Origin of the sequence: Streptomyces sp. NPDC001536, from assembly GCF_042894505.1 — a bacterium.
GTDB lineage: Bacteria > Actinomycetota > Actinomycetes > Streptomycetales > Streptomycetaceae > Streptomyces.
Genome location: NZ_JBIAVQ010000012.1, coordinates 85,765 through 103,222, shown reverse-complemented (window position 1 = coordinate 103,222; position 17,458 = coordinate 85,765). Strand labels below are relative to the sequence as shown.

General features: G+C 70.2%; 13 protein-coding genes. 9 read left to right on the top strand and 4 right to left on the bottom strand.

The window, feature by feature from the left end; translation table 11 throughout:
* Positions 1 to 54: 54 nt before the first annotated feature.
* Together ACFY0U_RS29990 and ACFY0U_RS29985 are read left to right on the top strand one after the other, a co-directional pair.
* Positions 55 to 1,041, top strand: a complete 987-nt coding sequence (locus ACFY0U_RS29990; protein WP_388641460.1) for an ABC transporter permease — start codon at positions 55 to 57, stop codon at positions 1,039 to 1,041.
* Complete coding sequence (locus tag ACFY0U_RS29985) at positions 1,038 to 1,991, top strand: carbohydrate ABC transporter permease (protein WP_388641127.1); 954 nt, start codon at positions 1,038 to 1,040, stop codon at positions 1,989 to 1,991. The genes ACFY0U_RS29990 and ACFY0U_RS29985 overlap by 4 nt, the downstream gene beginning before the upstream one ends.
* 29 nt (positions 1,992 to 2,020) lie before the next feature.
* Here the strand turns inward: ACFY0U_RS29985 and ACFY0U_RS29980 are convergent, their stop codons facing one another.
* Entirely contained in the window at positions 2,021 to 2,815 is a 795-nt protein-coding gene (locus tag ACFY0U_RS29980; protein ID WP_388641458.1) for an SDR family NAD(P)-dependent oxidoreductase, read from the bottom strand.
* 113 nt (positions 2,816 to 2,928) lie between these two features.
* Between ACFY0U_RS29980 and ACFY0U_RS29975 the strand changes: the two genes are divergently transcribed.
* Positions 2,929 to 3,840: an AraC family transcriptional regulator N-terminal domain-containing protein gene (locus ACFY0U_RS29975; RefSeq protein WP_388641126.1), complete on the top strand. Its 912-nt coding sequence runs from the start codon at positions 2,929 to 2,931 to the stop codon at positions 3,838 to 3,840.
* Positions 3,841 to 4,362: 522 nt separating this feature from the next.
* Positions 4,363 to 7,908 carry a S8 family serine peptidase gene (locus ACFY0U_RS29970; RefSeq protein WP_388641124.1) on the top strand — a complete coding sequence of 1,182 codons (3,546 nt, stop codon included), beginning with the start codon at positions 4,363 to 4,365 and terminating at the stop codon, positions 7,906 to 7,908.
* A 255-nt stretch (positions 7,909 to 8,163) separates the two neighbouring features.
* Here ACFY0U_RS29970 and ACFY0U_RS29965 read toward each other — a convergent pair whose 3' ends face one another.
* The 3 genes from ACFY0U_RS29965 to ACFY0U_RS29955 all read right to left on the bottom strand — a co-directional run bounded on the left by ACFY0U_RS29965 (position 8,164) and on the right by ACFY0U_RS29955 (position 12,161).
* Positions 8,164 to 11,064 carry an AAA family ATPase gene (locus ACFY0U_RS29965; protein ID WP_388641122.1) on the bottom strand — a complete coding sequence of 967 codons (2,901 nt, stop codon included), beginning with the start codon at positions 11,062 to 11,064 and terminating at the stop codon, positions 8,164 to 8,166.
* A 319-nt stretch (positions 11,065 to 11,383) separates the two neighbouring features.
* Positions 11,384 to 11,803 carry a cupin domain-containing protein gene (locus ACFY0U_RS29960; RefSeq protein ID WP_388641121.1) on the bottom strand — a complete coding sequence of 140 codons (420 nt, stop codon included), beginning with the start codon at positions 11,801 to 11,803 and terminating at the stop codon, positions 11,384 to 11,386.
* Between the two features lie 34 nt (positions 11,804 to 11,837).
* Positions 11,838 to 12,161, bottom strand: a complete 324-nt coding sequence (locus ACFY0U_RS29955; RefSeq protein ID WP_388641119.1) for a carboxymuconolactone decarboxylase family protein — start codon at positions 12,159 to 12,161, stop codon at positions 11,838 to 11,840.
* 133 nt (positions 12,162 to 12,294) lie between these two features.
* On the opposite strand from ACFY0U_RS29955, the gene ACFY0U_RS29950 reads away from it, so the two are divergent.
* The 5 genes from ACFY0U_RS29950 to ACFY0U_RS29930 all read left to right on the top strand — a co-directional run bounded on the left by ACFY0U_RS29950 (position 12,295) and on the right by ACFY0U_RS29930 (position 17,428).
* Positions 12,295 to 13,206 (top strand): helix-turn-helix transcriptional regulator, encoded by a 912-nt coding sequence (locus tag ACFY0U_RS29950; RefSeq protein WP_388641457.1) that lies wholly within the window; start codon positions 12,295 to 12,297, stop codon positions 13,204 to 13,206.
* A gap of 203 nt (positions 13,207 to 13,409) precedes the next feature.
* The gene (locus tag ACFY0U_RS29945; RefSeq protein ID WP_388641117.1) at positions 13,410 to 13,946 is read left to right on the top strand and encodes a hypothetical protein; all 537 of its coding nucleotides are present in this window, start codon (positions 13,410 to 13,412) and stop codon (positions 13,944 to 13,946) included.
* Positions 13,947 to 14,296: 350 nt separating this feature from the next.
* Complete coding sequence (locus tag ACFY0U_RS29940; protein WP_388641456.1) at positions 14,297 to 14,626, top strand: SCO0607 family lipoprotein; 330 nt, start codon at positions 14,297 to 14,299, stop codon at positions 14,624 to 14,626.
* A 161-nt stretch (positions 14,627 to 14,787) separates the two neighbouring features.
* Positions 14,788 to 16,194, top strand: coding sequence for a C4-dicarboxylate transporter DctA (gene dctA, locus ACFY0U_RS29935; protein WP_388641115.1), 1,407 nt, complete (start codon positions 14,788 to 14,790; stop codon positions 16,192 to 16,194).
* Positions 16,195 to 16,528: 334 nt separating this feature from the next.
* Positions 16,529 to 17,428 carry a LysR family transcriptional regulator gene (locus ACFY0U_RS29930; protein WP_388641114.1) on the top strand — a complete coding sequence of 300 codons (900 nt, stop codon included), beginning with the start codon at positions 16,529 to 16,531 and terminating at the stop codon, positions 17,426 to 17,428.
* The last annotated feature ends 30 nt before the right edge of the window (positions 17,429 to 17,458 follow it).

The following is a 17,458-nucleotide window of genomic DNA, read 5'->3' as shown; positions in this document are numbered from 1 at the left end:
CGGACCGGTCGCGTGGCAGCGGCCGCCGTACAGCGAGGAGGAGCGGTGGCCGCAATGATCACCACCAAGGACAAGAAGGAATCCGCGTCGGCGGCGGTCGAGGGGGGTGGGGAATCCGCTCCCCCGGCGAACCGCATGAGCCTGCGGCTGCAGTTACGCCGGGACAAGTCGCTGATCATCATGACCCTGCCGGCGGTCGCGCTGCTGCTGGTCTTCAACTACGCACCGCTCTTCGGCCTCATCACCGCCTTCGAGTACTACGACCCGCTGGTCGGGGTGGTGCACAGCGACTGGGCCGGCCTCGACCAGTTCCGGCAGCTCTTCGACGACCCGCTGTTCTGGGCGGCACTGCGCAACACCCTCTGGCTCAGCTTCGTCCAGCTGATTCTCTTCTTCCCCGTACCGATCGGGCTGGCGCTGCTGCTCAACACGGTGCTCAGCGAACGGCTGCGCAACTTCATCCAGTCCGTGGTCTACCTGCCCCACTTCTTCTCCTGGGTGCTGGCCATCACCGTCTTCCAGGAGATGCTCGGCGGCGCCGGAGTGCTCAACCACTTCCTTGCCCAACACGACCTGGGCCCCTGGAACATCATGACCAACCCGGACACCTTCGCGCTGCTGGTCACCTCCCAGGCCGTGTGGAAGGAGGCCGGCTGGGGCATCATCGTCTTCCTCGCCGCCCTCGCCGCCATCGATCAGAACCTCTACGAGGCCGCCGCCGTCGACGGCGCGGCCCGCTGGCGCCGGATGTGGCACATCACCCTGCCCGGTATGCGCGGCGTCATCGTGCTGATGCTCGTACTGCGCCTCGGGAACGCCCTGACCGTCGGCTTCGAGCAGTTCCTGATCCAGCGCAACGCGGTCGGCCACGACACCGCCGATGTGCTGGACACCTTCTCGTTCTACTACGGCATCGCCACCAACAACTACAGCTACGGCGCTGCGGCCGGACTGTTCAAAAGCGTGATCTCGCTGCTCCTGATCTGGGGCGCCAACAGGGTCGCGCACGCTCTGGGTGAGGACGGGTTGTACCGCAAATGAGCCAGACGCTGACACCGACACAGACCGCCTCCGCCCTCCGGCCCGACCGCCACCGCGGCCGTCCCGCCTGGGAGGAGAAGCCGACCCTCGCCGGCGAGACACTCAAGGGCGGCGTCCTCCTCCTGGTCCTCGGCGCCGTACTGGTGCCGCTCTACATCGTCGTGCTCACCAGCCTCTCCACCCCCGGGGCCATCAACCGCGCCGGCGGACTGGTGCTCTGGCCCGACGGTCTCACCCTCGGCGCCTACCGACAGATGCTCACCGACGGCCCGGTCACCCGCGCTCTCCTGGTCAGCCTCGGCATCACGGTCATCGGCACGGCGCTGTCGATGGTGGTCTCGGTGATGTGCGCCTACGGACTCTCCCACAGTCGCTCTCTCGGCCACCGCAGCATCCTGATGGTGCTGATCGTCACCATGTTCGTCAGCGGCGGGCTGATCCCCACCTACCTCGTCGTCACCGGGCTCGGCGGCTACGGCCAGTACTGGGCGCTGATCCTGCCGAGCGCCGTCTCCGTGTTCAACATCCTGGTCCTGCGCTCCTTCTACTCCGGCACCGCGGCGGACCTGATCGACGCGGCCCGGATGGACGGGTGCAGCGAATGGCGCATCCTCTGGTCGGTGGTGCTGCCCACCTCCCGCGCGGTCACCGCGGTCGTGGCCCTGTTCTACGCCGTCGGCTACTGGAACGCCTTCTTCAACGTGATGCTGTACATGCCCACCGACAGCGCGAAGTGGCCACTGCAGTACGTGCTCCTCCAGTACGTCAACTACGGCCTGACCATGCCCGGTTCGGTCAACAACGGCTACGGCGGCACCCACATGCAGACGGCGCCGCAGTCACTCCAGATGGCCGTGGTGGTGCTGACGCTGGTCCCGATCCTGCTCGTGTACCCCTTCATGCAGAAGCACTTCAAGACGGGCGTACTCACCGGGGCCATCAAGGGCTGACCCGAGAAGCGGGCGTCGACGAACTCCCCTCAGGCGATTCTGGTCGCGAGGATGCCACCGTCGACATCGATCGACGCGCCGTGCACGTATGCCGCCTCGTCGCTCACGAGGTAGCGCACCGCCCAGGCGATGTCGACGGGCCGGCCGGGCACGCCGGCCGGGGTCGAGGCGGTGAGGTGGGCCAGCACATCCGGGTCGGAGTTGCCCGGGGTCGTCGTCGCACCGGGCGCGACGGCGTTGACGCGCACGCCGCGCGGCCCGTACTCGGCGGACCACGCCCGCGTGAGCTGTTCGAGTGCCGCTTTCGTGGCCGGGTAGAGACCGACGTACGGGGTACCGACCCGGCCCATCCACGAGGTGATGTTCACGATCGCGCCCGACCCGCGTTCTGCCATTCCGGGCGCGAGCGCGGCGACGAGGCCGTGCGGCACGCGGATGTTGGTCGCCAGGAGCGCCTCCACAGCCTCGTCGCCGAGGCTGTCGGTGGGACCGACGGGGAAGATGCCCGCGTTGTTGACGAGAATGTCCACGCGGCCTCCGAGCGCCGCGGTCGCACGGCGCGCGAAGTCCCGCGTCGCGTCGGCGCTCTTCGCCAGATCGCCGAGCTCCACCGAGGCACGGCCGCCGGCGGCTTCGACAGCGGCTGCGACACTGCCCGCTCGGGACTCGTCGCGTCCGTGCACGAGGACGTGCGCCCCACTCGCGGCCAGCACATGCGCTATCGCTTCGCCGATGCCGCTGGAAGACCCGGTCACGACGGCGGTGCGTCCGGCGAGACGCTTGTCTCTGGGCAACGAGTGAAGCGGTTGGTCGATCAAAGTCATGCCGACCATCGTTCCGAAGCAGCGCCGAGGCGGCTTGCCGAATATCGTCGATTGCTTGCCGGATCCGCTCACGGACCGCTCCGGAGCTGTGAGCGGTCTTGTTGAATAGCGGTATGACCTCGGGTAGCCCAGCGGCGCAGGAATCGATCGCCGCCAGTCTCGGCCGTGCCGCTGCGTGTCTGCGCCGTCACGTCGAGCAGCCGCATCGCTCGAAACCGCTGGGTCTCCTGCTGAACCGCTCCACGGTCACCACCCCGTTGGTGTACACGAAGTACGCGCCGAGCCTGTCTGTCGTGCTCAGCGGGCGCAAGCGCGTCATCGTCGGCAACGATGACGCGCCGTGGGGTCACGAGCGCTTTCTGATCACACCCGTCGACCTGCCCGTGTTCGGACGCGTGCTTGCGCTCGGCGAGGAGGGGGACTTCCTCTCCGCCACATGGCGACTCGATCCGATGGTGATCACCGAAGTAGCTTCGCGACTTCCTCGGTGGGCATCCGATGCGCCGCCCGAACGTCTCGGGACCATGACGCCGCAGCTAGCGGAGGCCGTAGAGCGGCTCTTCCGATTGCTCGACGCGCCCGAGGAGCAACCGGTGCTGCTCCCACTCCTCGAACGTGAGATCACCTTGCGGTTGCTGCAAACCGACCAAGCGGCGCGCGTGCTCGGCGCCGCCGACTCCGCGCGCGCCGACGTCGTCGCGAGCGCGGCCAAAGCTCTGAGCAGCGATCTCAGCGGCCCGTGGACCCTCAACCGGCTCGCCGAGACCGCGGGAACCAGCCCGGCGACGCTGACGAGGCGGTTCCGGCAGGTCACCGGCATGACCCCCATGCAATACCTCAAGCGCCTGCGCCTGGGCGAAGCCCGCCGTCGCCTCCTCGTCCTCGACGATTCCGTCTCGCACGCGGCGGCCATGGTCGGTTACGCGAGCGCCGCGCACTTCTCACGCGACTACCGCGCCGCCTATGAGATGACTCCGACGGAAGACGCTCACGAGTGGCGAAGGCGCACGCGGGCGAGCAACTGACTCGGCGAGTCCAAGGCTCGGCCGAGCCGACAACACTGCCGGTACGGCCGCTCCCGCCGTCACCAATAGGTCATCTGGACGCTCGCTACCTCCCCCGCGGTGCTGCGATCGTCTGTTCGCATCATGGACAGCCACCATCCACCTTCCGAACAGGCGAAAGCCGGGGCATCCGACCTCAGCGCGGAAGCCGACCCGCCGGTGTGCGTCACACCGCCGCCCGAGCACCTGGAAGACACCAAGAAGTGCGGTGAAACGCCCGTTCCGGGCGACCACTTCGAACCCCTCTAACCTCACCCCCAGTTAGGGACAGGCATGCACAGACACCCCATACCCCGGTCAGGCACACGATGCCGAAGCCGCTTCCTGGCATTGCTGGCGGCACCTTTGCTGTCGGTGCCCATGCTGGGCATATCGGCAGTTCCCGCCGCGAGTTCGCCGTCAGCCGCCCCAGATCCCGCTGCCGCCCAGGGTCGGGCCGCGGTCAAGTCGACCCACGAGGTCACGCTTGTCACTGGTGACGTCGTGACGGTCACCACGTTCGAAGGCGACACTCCGCCGGCCGTCCAGGTACGATCTGACGGACCGTCACGCGGTCTGGCCGTCATCCAGCACTCGGAGACGGGAACGTATGTCGTCCCGCAGGCCGCCCGGCAGGCAGTGATCGACGACGCGGTCGATCCCGAGTTGTTCGACGTCGAGCGGCTCGTGGCGGAGGGCTACGACGACGGATCCACCAAGGTGCTTCCGCTGGTGCTCGACAACAGCGAAGGCACCGGCGTACCGAAGGCCGCCCCGCAGGCTCGCATCACCAGCGACCTGCGGAGCATCAACTCCCGCGGCGTCGGCGTGCCCAAGGCCGAGGCCGAGGCCTTCTGGCGACGCAGCGACAGCACCGGCGAGCGCAAAGCACTGCACGTCGGCAAGATCTGGCTGGACGCCAGGGTCAAGGTCGACCTCGCCCGGTCGGTACCCCAGATCGGTTCCCCCGCCCTGTGGCAGGCCGGGTTCGACGGCAAGGGCGTCAAGGTCGCGGTGCTCGACACCGGTGTCGACGCGACCCACCCCGATCTGGCCGGACGGGTCTCGCTGCAGGAGAACTTCACCAACACCGCCGACGCCGTCGACCATCTCGGCCACGGCACCCACGTGGCGGCCACGATCGGCGGCTCGGGAGCCGGAAACGGCGCGAAGGGCGTGGCGCCCGACGCCGACCTCATCTCGGGCAAGGTGCTCAACAACCGGGGCAACGGCTACCTCTCGGACATCATCGAGGGCATCGAGTGGGCCGCCGCCCAGCACGCGGACATCGTCAACATGAGCCTGGGCACGTCCGACCCCGACGACGGAACCGGGCCGCTCAGCCTCGCCGTAGACCAGGCCACGGCCGAACACGGCACCCTCTTCGTCGTCTCGGCGGGCAACTCCAGCTGGAACACCATCGGCAGCCCGGCCTCGGCCCGGGACGCGCTCACCGTGGGGGCGCTGAACCGGGACGGATCCCGCGCGAGCTTCTCCAGCACGGGCCCGCGCATCGGCGACTTCGGCGTCAAGCCGGAGATCTCCGCCCCCGGGGTCGGCATCGTCGCCGCCCGTGCCAAGGGCACCTCGCTGGGCAACCCGGTCGACGAGCTCCACACCTCGATGGACGGCACCTCCATGGCGTCGCCGCACGTGGCCGGCGCCGCGGCGCTGCTCAAGCAGGCGCATCCCGAGTGGACCTGGCAGCAGCTCAAGTCCGCGCTGGTCGGCTCGGCCCAGCCGAGCGACCACCGGGTCGAGGAGACCGGTTCCGGCCGGGTCGACGTCGCACGCGCGCAGACCCAGCTCGCCTACGCCGTCCCCGCCGCCGTCAACCTCGGTGCCGCGCCGTTCGTCGACGGCGCGCCGTACAAGACGCTGACCCGCGAGGTCGCGCTCCACAACGACGCCGAGACCGCACGCACCTTCACGCTCACGGCGTCGGTCACGTCGTCCGCGGGTGCCCCGCTCCCGGACGGCGCGGTGCGCCTGTCCACGGGCGAGGTGACGGTGCCCGCCGGCGGATCGGCCTCCGTGACGGTCACCGCGGACCCGAACCTGCTGACCGCCGAGACGCCGTACTCCGGGCTCGTGACGGCCGCCGCGACCGACTCGACCGCGTCGGTGCGGGTGCCCCTGTCGCTCTACGTCGAGCCACCGCTGCGGACCATCACGGTGCGCGGCACCGGCACCGACGGCAAGCCGGTCCTGGACGACAGCCTCCTGCTCGTCCATGACGAGACCAGCACGAAGACGTACCAGGGTGTCTTCCGGAACGGCGTGGGGACCGTGCGCGTCAAGCCCGGCACCTACGCCGTCGAATCCCTCCTGCTGACCCCCGACGCGGGCGGCGAGCAGGTCAAGGACGTCGCGATGTACGTCAAGCCCGAGGTCCAGATCGGGGACACCGGCATCGAACTGGCGCTGGACGCGCGCAAGTCCGCCGAGATCACCTACCGCACCGGCCGCACCACGGAACAGCAGATCGGCTCACTGGGCTACTGGCGCAGTACCCGCCCGGGCTTCAACCCGCTGATCGCCCTGCCGCCGGACTTCAAGCACATCAGGCTGTTCCCCACCTCTGCCCCCGAGAACGGGACGCAGGAGATCACCGTGTACTCGACACGGACCGCTCCGATCCTCGACGCCAGGGCCGGCCTGACGCGTCTGCATCCCACCCAGCTCGACTCGGCCAAGCGGTTCGACGGCAAGGCCGAGCTGAAGCTCGTCGACGTCGGGGACGGCTCCGCGGACGGCTTCGCGGGCAAGGACGTCAAGGGCGGGCTCGTGCTCGCCACCCCGGGCCCGGAGGCCATGTCCTCGGTCGTCGAGCGGGCGGCCGCCCAGGGCGCCGCGGCGGTCGCGATCGGCAACACGGGCCCCGGCCGTCTCGTCGGGGCGGTGGACTCGCAGGCGGCCCCGGCGTTCGCGCTGCCCGGGGAGGACGTGAGCGCCCTGCGCCGTCTCCTGCACCGTGAAAGGCACGTCGAGGTCGACCTCGTGGGCACCCTGCTCACGCCGTACGTGTACGACCTCGTCACGCCCTTCACCAACACGGTCCCACGCGGCCCGCTGACGGTCGGGGTCGACGAGTCCAGCCACGCGCACGTCAGCGCCCGGATCCATGAGCGGGGCGGGGCGTCCAGCCCGGCGAACTACACGAACTACATCCTGCGGTGGCAGGGATCCAACGGCGCCCGCTACATCCCGGTCGGCACCCAGACCACGGTACGGCGCGGTGCCGTGCTCGACGAATGGTTCAGCGCCAGTTCCGAGACCTCCTACAACGCCGGGATCACCTACGACTCCTCGGGCGGCTCCGTGTGGTTCTCGGACATCGAGAACGGCAGGCACCGGTTCCAGCAGCCGGGTCACCGCACGGTCGACTACTTCAAGACCGTCAACACCTCGAAGTTCGGGTTGCTCATGACCAGGGGCAACACCCTCTGGGTCATCACAGACCGCCTCTTCGACCCCACCGGCCTGCACCTGATGCGGGACTGGCAGGGCGACGCCAAGCGGATGACCCTGTACCGCGACGGCACCCAGGTCTACACGAACCAGCTGTCGGACTTCGGCGCCATCTCCGTGCCCTCGGGTGAGCACGACTACAAGCTGGTGGTCGAGGCACGACGGGACGCTCCCGGGTGGAAGTACTCGACCCACATCACCACCACGGCGTCCTTCCGGGCCACCCCGCAGCCGGGCTCGGCCGAGATCCCCGTCTCCGTCCCGCAGGTCCTCTACGGCACCGGAGTCGACCTGACCAACCAGGTCCGCGCCGACCGGCCGCAGACCCTCACGGTCACGGCCCGCCCCTCGCAGACCGGCGACGCGAAGGTCACCAAGGTACGGACGTGGATCTCCTACGACGACGGTCAGACCTGGACCAGCCTCAAGCTCGCCCCGGCCACCGCAGACGGCACATGGAAGGCGAAGTTCACGGTCCCCGGCGGCGGGTCACCGTACGTGAGCCTGCGCACCGAGGCGACGGACGCGAACGGGCACACGATCGACCAGACCGTGGAGCGGGCCTTCGGGGTCAGGTGAGCGGCTGACGGCCACCTGAACCGGGGGGGGGGGGGGGGGGGGGGGGGGGGGGGGGGGGGGGCGGGCCCCCCCCCCCCCCCGGGGGGGGGGGCCCCCCCCCCCGACAGCGATTCCGCAGATGCCGCCGACCCAGCCGCCTCCCCCACCCCGCGGGGGGGGGGGGCGTGGGGGTCGGGGGGGGGGGCGCCCCCCCCCCCCCCGGGGGGCGGGGGGCCCCCGGGGGGGGGGGGCCCCCCCCCCCCCCGCCAACCGGTGTCACTCCGGCTCCGGCGGCAGCAGCCCCGCCCTGGACGCCGCCACCGCCAGCGCGGTACGGGAGGAGACCCCGAGCTTGCGCATCGCCCCGGACAGATGCTGGCCGACCGTGCGGTGGCTGATGTAGAGCGCTCCGGCGATCTGCCGGTTCGTCAGGCCCCGCGCGGCAAGGCCGGCCACCTCCAGTTCCCGGGGTGACAACTGGTCGCCGTAGCCCTGCGGCCCGCGCCGCCAGGTGCGCACCACCTCGGTGCCGTTCTCCCGCAGCACCTGGGCGACCCGGTCGGCGTCGCGCTTCGCGCCCAGCTCACGCAGCCGGCGCTCGGTGTCCGACAGCAGCGGCAGCGCCTCGTCCTGACGGTCCGTCGCGATCAGACACCGGCCACGCCGCTCCAGAGCGAGCAGTTCGTCGTACGGCCGCGGCAGTGCCGCCCACGCCGCCGCGGCGTCGGCGAACAGTTCGGCGGCGTCGCCACGGCTCCTCGCCTCGGCCACGACGGCCCGGCAGGTGGCCAGCGCCGCGGCCGGGGCCGGCGCGGTGCGATCACCGAGCCAGCGGTCGAACTGCCCGAGCAGCGCGTCGACTTCGGCTCGGGCACCGGTCGCGACCAGCGCCTCGACCCGGACGGGAAGCACGTCGGTCGCCCACAGCCACAGTCCCTTCCGGGCGATCGTCGCGACCAGGTCCGCCGTGACGTCCAACGGCTCGTCGACCGCGACGTCGAGCAGGCCCGAGCGGCCCAGGGCCGCCGCCGGGACGACCATGGCGTCCACCATGCCGCGCCGACCGGTTTCGTCGAGCAGGTCACGCAGCCGTCGTTCGCCGGCGCCCCGGCGGCCTTCGACGAGGTCCAGCAGTGCGAGGACCCCGCTCGCCTCGATCCTCGCCTCGCGCAGGCTCGCGGCGGACTCCGCCACCTCCGCGGCTCTGTCCGCCAGGCCTGCCCACGCGCCGGTGTACCAGTCCAGCTGGGCCCGGGTGCTGTGCGCCATACCGAGCGACCGCTGGTAGCCGGTGGTGTGGATCTCCTCGACGGCCCGTGTCAGGAGGAGCTCAGCCTGCTCGTACAACCCCCAGGAGACCGCCATGTGACCGAAGTTGATCAGCGCGCGTGCGATCTGCCGCCGCTCGTCCACGGTCTCGGCGTCGTCGCGCAGAATCTCGCGTGCCTCCTGCCATCCGGCCTCCTCACCGAGCATCAGCAGGATCAACGCCCGGTCGACGGCCAGCTCCAGGCGCTCCGTCCGGTCCCGCACCTGCGCCATCGGTTCGTTCGCGCGCTCCAGCCAGGCCAGGTGCGAACTCACCGGCCACGGTCCCCGCGGTACCGCCAGGGACAGCATCGCCTTCGCCGCGAGGGCGGGCCGGGCAGCCAGGTCGGGCACAGCCGCCTCGATCTCCTCGTAGACGACGTCGAACTGCGCCAGTTGGAGCAGGAGGCGACCCAACAGCAGCCTGATCTCGCCGCGGTCACCCGCCGCGAGGCCGGTATGGGCCAGGACGGAGCGCAGCGCGCTCGTCACGTCTGTGGCCGTGCTGCCCAGCGAGGCGCCCCCGGCCGCCGTGAACCGCCCCATCTTCCGCGCTAGGCGGACTTGGGCCTCCACCGGGTGCTCGACCTCGCTCAACACGTCCAGCAACAGCGCCACCGCTGTGTGGTCGTCACCGGATTCCCAGGCCAGGTCCGCGGCCTGTTCGCTGCGGACGGACCATCCGCTCATGTCGTTGGCCTCGCGAAGGTGCCGCATCAGCCGGGTCACCGGCTGCGGATCGAGGTGCTGCAAGTGCTGCGCGGCGCACTGGTGCAGCCGCCACCGCTCCGACGCCGGGATCGCGTCCGCCACGGCTTCCGCGTCGAGCACGTGCCGGAACACCAACCGGCCGTCACCCGCATCACGCAGCAGCCCCGCGGCGAGGCTGCGCGCGATCCCGCTCCGGCCTGCCTCGCCGTCCACGCCGGCGACCGCGGTCAGCAGCTCCACGTCGGCCGCTTCGCCCAGCACGGCGGCGGCCTCCAGCACCCACCGGGCCTCCGCGGGAAGCCGGTCCACACGCTCCAACACCGAATCCCGCAGCGTCGGTGGCACATGCAGCTCGTCGAGCGCCCGGCGGGCCCACGCACCGTCCCGATGGACGATGTCGCCGCGCTCCCGCATCGACCGGACCATTTCCTCTATCGCCAGCGGGACGCCGTCGGTGCGCTGGTGCAGCAACTCGGCGAACCGCTCAGAGACCTCGTCCGCGCCGAGGATCGACCGGACCAGCTCTCCGGTCCGCCGCACATCCAGCGGGGAAAGCTCGACCCTGGTCAGGGTCATGCCGGCGGGTCGGCGTGACGTCAACCGCCGCAGAAGCGACCCGGAAGGGACGTCGTCCGGGCGGTACGTCAGCACGATCGATATGCGCAGGTCACCAGAGGCGCACAGAGTGAGCAGCCATTCCAGCGTCGCCGAATCCGCCCAGTGCGCGTCCTCGACCACAAGCGTCGCGACGCCGAGCCGCTCCAGCAGTTCCGTCATCGCGCGCAGCAGCCGGTGCCGAGTCTCCTTCGGGTCGTCCAGCGCGTCCAGCGCCGGCGGCAACTCCTCGGCCCACTCGGCGAACAACGGCCGCAACGCGCCGCCGAGCGGACTCAGCGCGAGGCCCGACGGGGTCGGTCTCAGACGCCGCACCCCGTCCACGACCGGACCCAGCGGGAACGGCTCGCGCACGGGCGGGCACGGCGCGAGCAGGACCGCGTGATCCGCGACAGCGCTGAGTGCCTCGCGCAGCAGCCGGGACTTGCCGATACCGGGTTCGCCCTCGATGAGAACCAGCGAGCATCCGGACCGCAGCGCCCGCGTCATGCCGGCGAGGGCGTCGTCCCGGCCGACGAGGGCGGGCGTTCCCGCCGCGGCCATGACAGCACCCGCCGGACCGTCCTGGCTCGTGCCACTTGCGAGTCCTGAGCCCTCACGGTGTCGTCCGGTCTCCGTCACCATCAGAGCTCTCGGCCCCCCTCAGTAGTCCACGCGGTGGCGTGTGATGCCGCACGCCACCGGCAGGAGGCTAAGCGACATCGCGTCACACTGTGAAGGCGCCGACGAGCCGCACGAGTTGATACGCGTCGCGGTGCGGCGGTCGTCACGAAAGGCTGTTCAGCATCTGAACCCTGGCCTGGAGGTGCGGGCGAGCACATGACCACCATGCCCCGTCCACCCGCATCGCCGCCGCCCGCCGTCAGCGGCTGCGGGTGCGCGGCGCGTGGTACTGCGCCTCGGTGATGTGCTCCAGCCAGGTGGTCTCCGGCCGGTCGTCGCCGGGCGCGGTGCCTTCCCACAGGGCGATGTGCTGCATGAAACGGTCCTCCGTGGCACCGTGCCAGTGCTCTTCGCCGGGCGGGCAGGTCACGGTCTCGCCGGGGTGGGCCTCGAACACGGTGCCGTCACGGGTGCCGATCAGGGCGATCCCGGCCACGACGTGGAGGGTCTGCCCGACGGCGTGGTGGTGCCATGCGGTGCGGGCGCCCGGGGCGAAGCGCACCATGTTGGCGCGGAGGCGGGACGGTTCCGTGCCTGCCTGGATGACGTCGAACCAGACGTCGCCGTTGAACCAGTCCTCGGGTCCCTTGCCGGTGGGCCGGGGCTTGACGAATTCCATGAGTGCTCCTCAGGGGTGATGCGGGAAGGGCAGGTCAGGCGGCGGCGCGCTCGTCGGCGATCGTCTTGAGCCGGGTGATCGCGGACATGGCGTTGGGCCAGCCCGTGTAGAAAGCCAGGTGGGTGATCGCCTCGGACAGTTCCTCGACGCTGAGCCCGTTGTCCAGGGCCACACCGAGGTGGTAGCCGAGCTGCTCACCGCGGTACAGGGCGGCCAGCACGCTCACCGTGACCAGGCTGCGGTCGCGCGGTGAGAGGCCGGGGCGTTCCCAGACGTCGCCGAACAGGACGTCGTCGGTGACCTCGACGAGCTTGGGCGCGATCCCGGCCAGCTCCTGGGGCGCGGACTGCTTCGGCATAGTGGCTACTCCTTGATCAGAACTGGCTCCAGCTTCTGCCGGTATCGACGAAACCGCAGCTCAAGAAGGTGGGGAAGGGTCTGCCGTTACAGGTACTGACAGGACCCCCCACGTGGCCACCGTCCGTCCTAGCCTGGAATGCGTGAGCACCGAGAGCGATATCCGCGAGTTCCTGGCATCCCGCCGCGCCAAGATCACCCCTCAGCAGGCCGGTCTGCCCGCCTACGGCAGCAACCGCCGGGTGCCGGGCCTGCGCCGCGAGGAAGTCGCCCTCCTCGCCGGGGTCAGCATCGACTACTACGTCCGCCTGGAGCGCGGACGCCTCGCCGGCGCCTCCGAGGAGGTCCTGGACGCCGTCGCGAACGCCCTCCAGCTCGACGACGCCGAACGCGCCCACCTCTACGACCTGGCCCGCGCCGCCGCCAACCGCCCCGCGCGCCGCACCCGGCGGGCCCGCGGCCCCCTCCCGGACAGTGTCCTGCGCGTCCTGCACTCCATGACCGACTCCCCGGCCTTCATCCGCAACGGCCGCCTCGACATCCTCGCCACCAACACCCTCGGCCGCGCCCTGTACGCGCCCCTGTTCCCCGACCCCGCCACCCAGCAGGTCAACATCGCCCGCTTCCAGTTCCTGGACCCACGCGGCCGTGACTTCTTCCCCGACTGGGAGGAGTCCTTGAACACCACCGTGTCCCTGCTGCGCACCGAAGCCGGACGCACGCCCCACGACACCGACTTGACCGGACTCATCGGCGAACTCGTCACCCGCAGCGAGGAGTTCCGCACCGCCTGGGCCAAGCACAACGTCCGCCTGCACCACACCGGCCGCAAGTCCTTCCGCCACCCCGCCGTCGGCTCCCTCACCCTCGACTTCGACGCCATGGAACTGCCCGCCCAGCCCGGCCTCACCCTCACCGCCTACAGCGCCGCCCCCGGCACCGCCGACCACGACGCCCTACGCCTGCTGGCCGCCTGGGCCGCCACCGAGCAGACCCGACCCACGTCCCCAGCGGTCTCGAAACAGAGCAAGGCCGACAGGGCGTAGGCAAGCAGGCCGTGCGCCGACCAACGCCCGGGCACAGACGCTCTCTCCCCTGCCGGTCCTGACTGTCGGCCACCCGTCTCTACGCAAGAGGAGCCGACCGTGTCCGAAGCAACCGGCACCGAGTTCTGGAAGGGCCTCGAACCGACGACATCCTGCGAGCCAAGGAAGCGGGACTCGTCAACCGGCACTACCACCCGCACGAGGTGTTCGCGTACACGATCTCCGGGAAGTGGGGCTATCCGGAACGGCCTTGGACCGCACGCGCCGGTGACTTCGTCTACGAGGCGCCGGGTGAGGGGCACACACTGGTGGCCTACGAGAGCGACGAGCCGATGAAGGCGTTCTTCATCGTCAAGGGGCCACTGATCTGGCTGGACGAGAAGGGCGACGGCGCCGGGCTACTTCGATGTCCACGACTACATCGAGCTGTGCCGCGCACACTACGTCAACGCGCTCTTCCGGTGACCCGGCGGATGTCCGGGGCCGGAAAGGAGGCCCAGGTGACCATCTCCCCCGTTTCCCAGGTGTCGACGCGGTCCGTGGACCCGGCCGAATTTCCGCCTCGCCGGCCTGCGACTGGCCGAGATCACCGGCAACGAGCACGTCATCGAACGCACGCCCCGGACCTGCCGGGACCTGCCGAAGGACTCGGTCTTCGTCAGCCTGCTGACAGACGGTCAGGCGGTGTTCTTAGAACCGCGACTACATCCACAACCAGGATCAGTCGCCGGAACGGCTGACGACCGCACGGCAGATGAGCGAACTGTGGGCCGGCTTCGCCCACACGGGCCGCCCCACGGCAACAGGCGTGCCGAGGTGGCCCGCCTAGCGCCCTGACCGACCGCGCCACGATGTGGCTCGACGCCAGCTGCCGGATCGTCAACGACCCGGACAGGAACGAAAGGCTGTTCTGGGAGAACCGGTAGACCCCGTGCCGATGCATACCTAGGGATGGCCGCCGGTTCCCCGACCGCAATGACGAGTACCCGCACGGACATTCGTGAGTAGGCGTACTCAGGGCGCGGCGGCGCGTAGCGGCGAGAGTGAGGGCAGAGCGATCGACTGACGACAGGAGAGACTCGTGCCTTTCATCCGCAGGACTGGCCAGCCCACCGCCGCCCTCCGACACGGGGGTGCCCGCACCGCCGCCGCTCTGGCGAGCCTGGCCGCCGTCGTGGCACTCACCGGATGCTCCCTCGCGTACGAGGAGGACATCTGCTCAAACGGCGAATACCCCGTCCTGAGCGTGGGCGGCACCGGATCCGCATGTGTCTCTGACGGCGAGAAGCCTCCGACGGGGTACACGCGATACCCGCAGGGCAAGGTCCCGCAGCAGGTCGACGACAAGTGGGACGTGTACTGGCGTACGCACACGCTCGACAAGGACGGCAAGGTCATCGCCGCACCGGCCACAGGCTGAGCGCGGGGCTCGCCCGTTCGGCCCCGGGCGGGAATACATAGGCTCCACCTATACGGGGCATCGATTTTTGGTCGTGGACCCCCTGACAGCGGCCCGGTTCACTGTGGCCCAGGCTGGCGCGTGCCGATCGGGCTCGGTATCGCGCGATCAGGGAGGCTGCAATGACGCAAACCCCGGACAAGGCACGAGCCGAGCAGGCCACGGGGATCGCGGCGAAGCCGTGGTACCGGCAGTTGTACGTCCAGGTGCTGGTGGCGATCGTGATCGGCATCGTGCTGGGCTGGCGGTGGCCCGATCTGGCCACGGACATGGAGCCGATCGGCACGACGTTCATCACCGCGATGAAGATGCTGATCGGCCCGATCGTGTTCCTGACGATCATCGGCGGCATAGCCGGCGTCGCGGACCTCAAGAAGGTCGGCCGCACCGGTATCAAGGCCCTGACCTACTTCCAGATCGGCACGATCGTCGCCCTGCTCACCGGGCTCGTGGCCATCAACATCTTCCGGCTCGGCGACGGCGTGCACGCAGACCCGGCCACGCTGCGGACCTCGGGCGACGCGGGCCAGTACATCGAGAAGGGCGAGCACCAGCACTGGTGGGAGTTCCTCACCAACATCGTGCCGGACAGTGTCTTCGGCCCGTTCGTCGAGGGCGACATCCTTCAAGTGATCTTCCTGGCCGTCGTCTTCGGCATCGCGATCAAGATGGTCGGCAGGACGGGCGAGCCGATCATCGCGGCCGTGGGCCGGCTGGCCGAGGTCGTCTTCAAGGTCCTGTCCTTCGTCATGAAGGCCGCGCCGCTGGGCGCCTTCGGCGCGATGTCGTACGCCATCGGGAAGTTCGGCCTGTCCACGCTGACCAGCCTCGGCTCGCTGATCCTCCTGTTCTACGTCACCTCCGCCCTGTTCGTGGTGGTCGTACTCGGCGGAGTCCTCGCCCTGTACGTGCGGCTGAACATCTTCCAGCTCTTCCGCTACTTCAAGGAGGAGTTCTGGCTGATCCTGGGCACCTCGACCGCCGAGCCCGCGCTGCCCGGACTGATGCGCAAGCTCCAGTTCATGGGCGCGGAGCGGTCCACCGTCGGCCTGGTCGTGCCGACCGGCTACAGCTTCAACCTCGACGGAGCGGCGATCTACCTCTCGCTGGCCACGCTCTACATCGCCCAGGCCACCGACACCTCCCTCTCCCTGGGTCAGCAACTCGGCCTGCTGGCCGTTATGTTGCTGACGTCCAAGGGCGCCGCGGGCGTGGCGGGCGGGGGGTTCATCGCCCTCACCGCGACCCTGTCGACAGTCGGATCCGTCCCGGCCGCGGGCATCATGCTCATCTTCGGCATCGACAAGTTCATGTCGGAGTGCCGGGCCCTGGTGAACTTCTTCGGCAACGCCGTCGCCACCCTGTTCGTCGCCCGGTGGGAGAACGGCCTGGACCTGGAACGGGCACGGGCGGTGCTGGCGGGCAAGGCCGGGGAGCCACCGGTGACAGCCGAGGCCGAGCAGAAGGAGAGTCCCCCGGCAGCCGTGCCGTCCGGTCCTCAGCCTCAGCCTGTCGAGGTGACCCTCTGATGCTGTCCGGGGCTGAATCGGCCCAAGCAGGCCGCCGCCCCGCTGCCCCCGCCACCCTCCGCCAAGGCGAGCCTGCGGATTCGGGCGGGGCACCGTCCAGGAGTCCGCGCGAGCGAGGCCGACGTCCCCGGCGCTGAGGGGGCCCTTGAATTCTGACGGACCTGACTGATCGGGACTGCGCGAGCGACGGCGCCCTGTCCGCGGCTGCTCGCCCGGTGCGGTCGGACTCTCGCCGACCGCTGGGGCGCGCAGGGGTGGAAACCAGCAGGTGAGGTCGTCGTTCGGATGCCGGATAGGTTGAGCCTGTATCAGCCTGAACGCCCGGGGAGGCAGCGTGGACGCTCGGCAGTTGGAGTATTTCCTCGCCATCGTCGAGCACGGCGGATTCAGCAAGGCGGCCGCGGCCCTGCACGTGGCCCAGCCGTCGCTGTCGCAGGCCATGGCGAACCTGGAGGCCGATCTCGGGGTGGCCCTCTTCCACCGGGTGGGCCGGGGCGTCATGTTGAGCGAGGCCGGTGCCGAGCTGCTGGAGCCGAGCCGGCGTGTGCTGCGGGACATGACAGCCGTACGGGACACCGCCGCCGCTCTCGCCGGGCTGCACGGCGGCACCGTCGAGGTGGCCACCATGCCCTCCCCCGGCATCGAACCGCTCACCACGCTCATCCACCGGTTCGCCGAGGCGCACCCGTCCGTCACGGTGAGCACGCAGGCCGCCTTCACTCCGGACGAGGTCGTGTCCCTGGTCCGCAGCGGCGCCTGCGAACTGGGCCTGCTGGGCAGCGCCACCCCGATGAGCCCGTCCGGCCTGGACGTCCTGCACGTCGAGGACCAGCCGTTCGTGGCCGTCGCCGCACCCGGCGGGGCGATCGAGGACGACGTGACGATCCGGCCCGAGGAACTCTCCGGGCAGAAGCTCATCGCCTCCCGCACCGGCAGTCTGATGCGCAGCATCGTCGACGACGTCACCGCGGGCGGTTCCGGCACACAGATCGTGACCGTGGTGGACCATCGCACGTCCATCCTGCCGCTGGTCCTGACCGGCGTCGGCGTCGCCGTCCTGCCCTCCTCCTGGACGCGGCTGGCCCGGCGCTGCGGTGCCGTGGTGGCCCGCATCGAGCCGACGGCCCACCTGCACGTGGCGATGGTCAGCCTGCCCGCGCACCTGACGCCGGCGGCCCGTGCCTTCCTCTCCCTGACCAGGTCACTGGCACAGCGGCGGGCTCGCGACGCCTGACAGCGAACCGATCGGCCCCGCCTATGGGTC

Excerpts from the sequence above, each read along its gene's own strand:
- ACFY0U_RS29990 (WP_388641460.1), top strand. The coding sequence starts at position 55 with ATGATCACCACCAAGGACAAGAAGGAATCCGCGTCGGCGGCGGTCGAG.
- ACFY0U_RS29985 (WP_388641127.1), top strand. The coding sequence starts at position 1,038 with ATGAGCCAGACGCTGACACCGACACAGACCGCCTCCGCCCTCCGGCCC.
- ACFY0U_RS29980 (WP_388641458.1), bottom strand. The coding sequence starts at position 2,815 with ATGACTTTGATCGACCAACCGCTTCACTCGTTGCCCAGAGACAAGCGT.
- ACFY0U_RS29975 (WP_388641126.1), top strand. The coding sequence starts at position 2,929 with ATGACCTCGGGTAGCCCAGCGGCGCAGGAATCGATCGCCGCCAGTCTC.
- ACFY0U_RS29965 (WP_388641122.1), bottom strand. The coding sequence starts at position 11,064 with ATGGCCGCGGCGGGAACGCCCGCCCTCGTCGGCCGGGACGACGCCCTC.
- ACFY0U_RS29960 (WP_388641121.1), bottom strand. The coding sequence starts at position 11,803 with ATGGAATTCGTCAAGCCCCGGCCCACCGGCAAGGGACCCGAGGACTGG.
- ACFY0U_RS29955 (WP_388641119.1), bottom strand. The coding sequence starts at position 12,161 with ATGCCGAAGCAGTCCGCGCCCCAGGAGCTGGCCGGGATCGCGCCCAAG.
- dctA (WP_388641115.1), top strand. The coding sequence starts at position 14,788 with ATGACGCAAACCCCGGACAAGGCACGAGCCGAGCAGGCCACGGGGATC.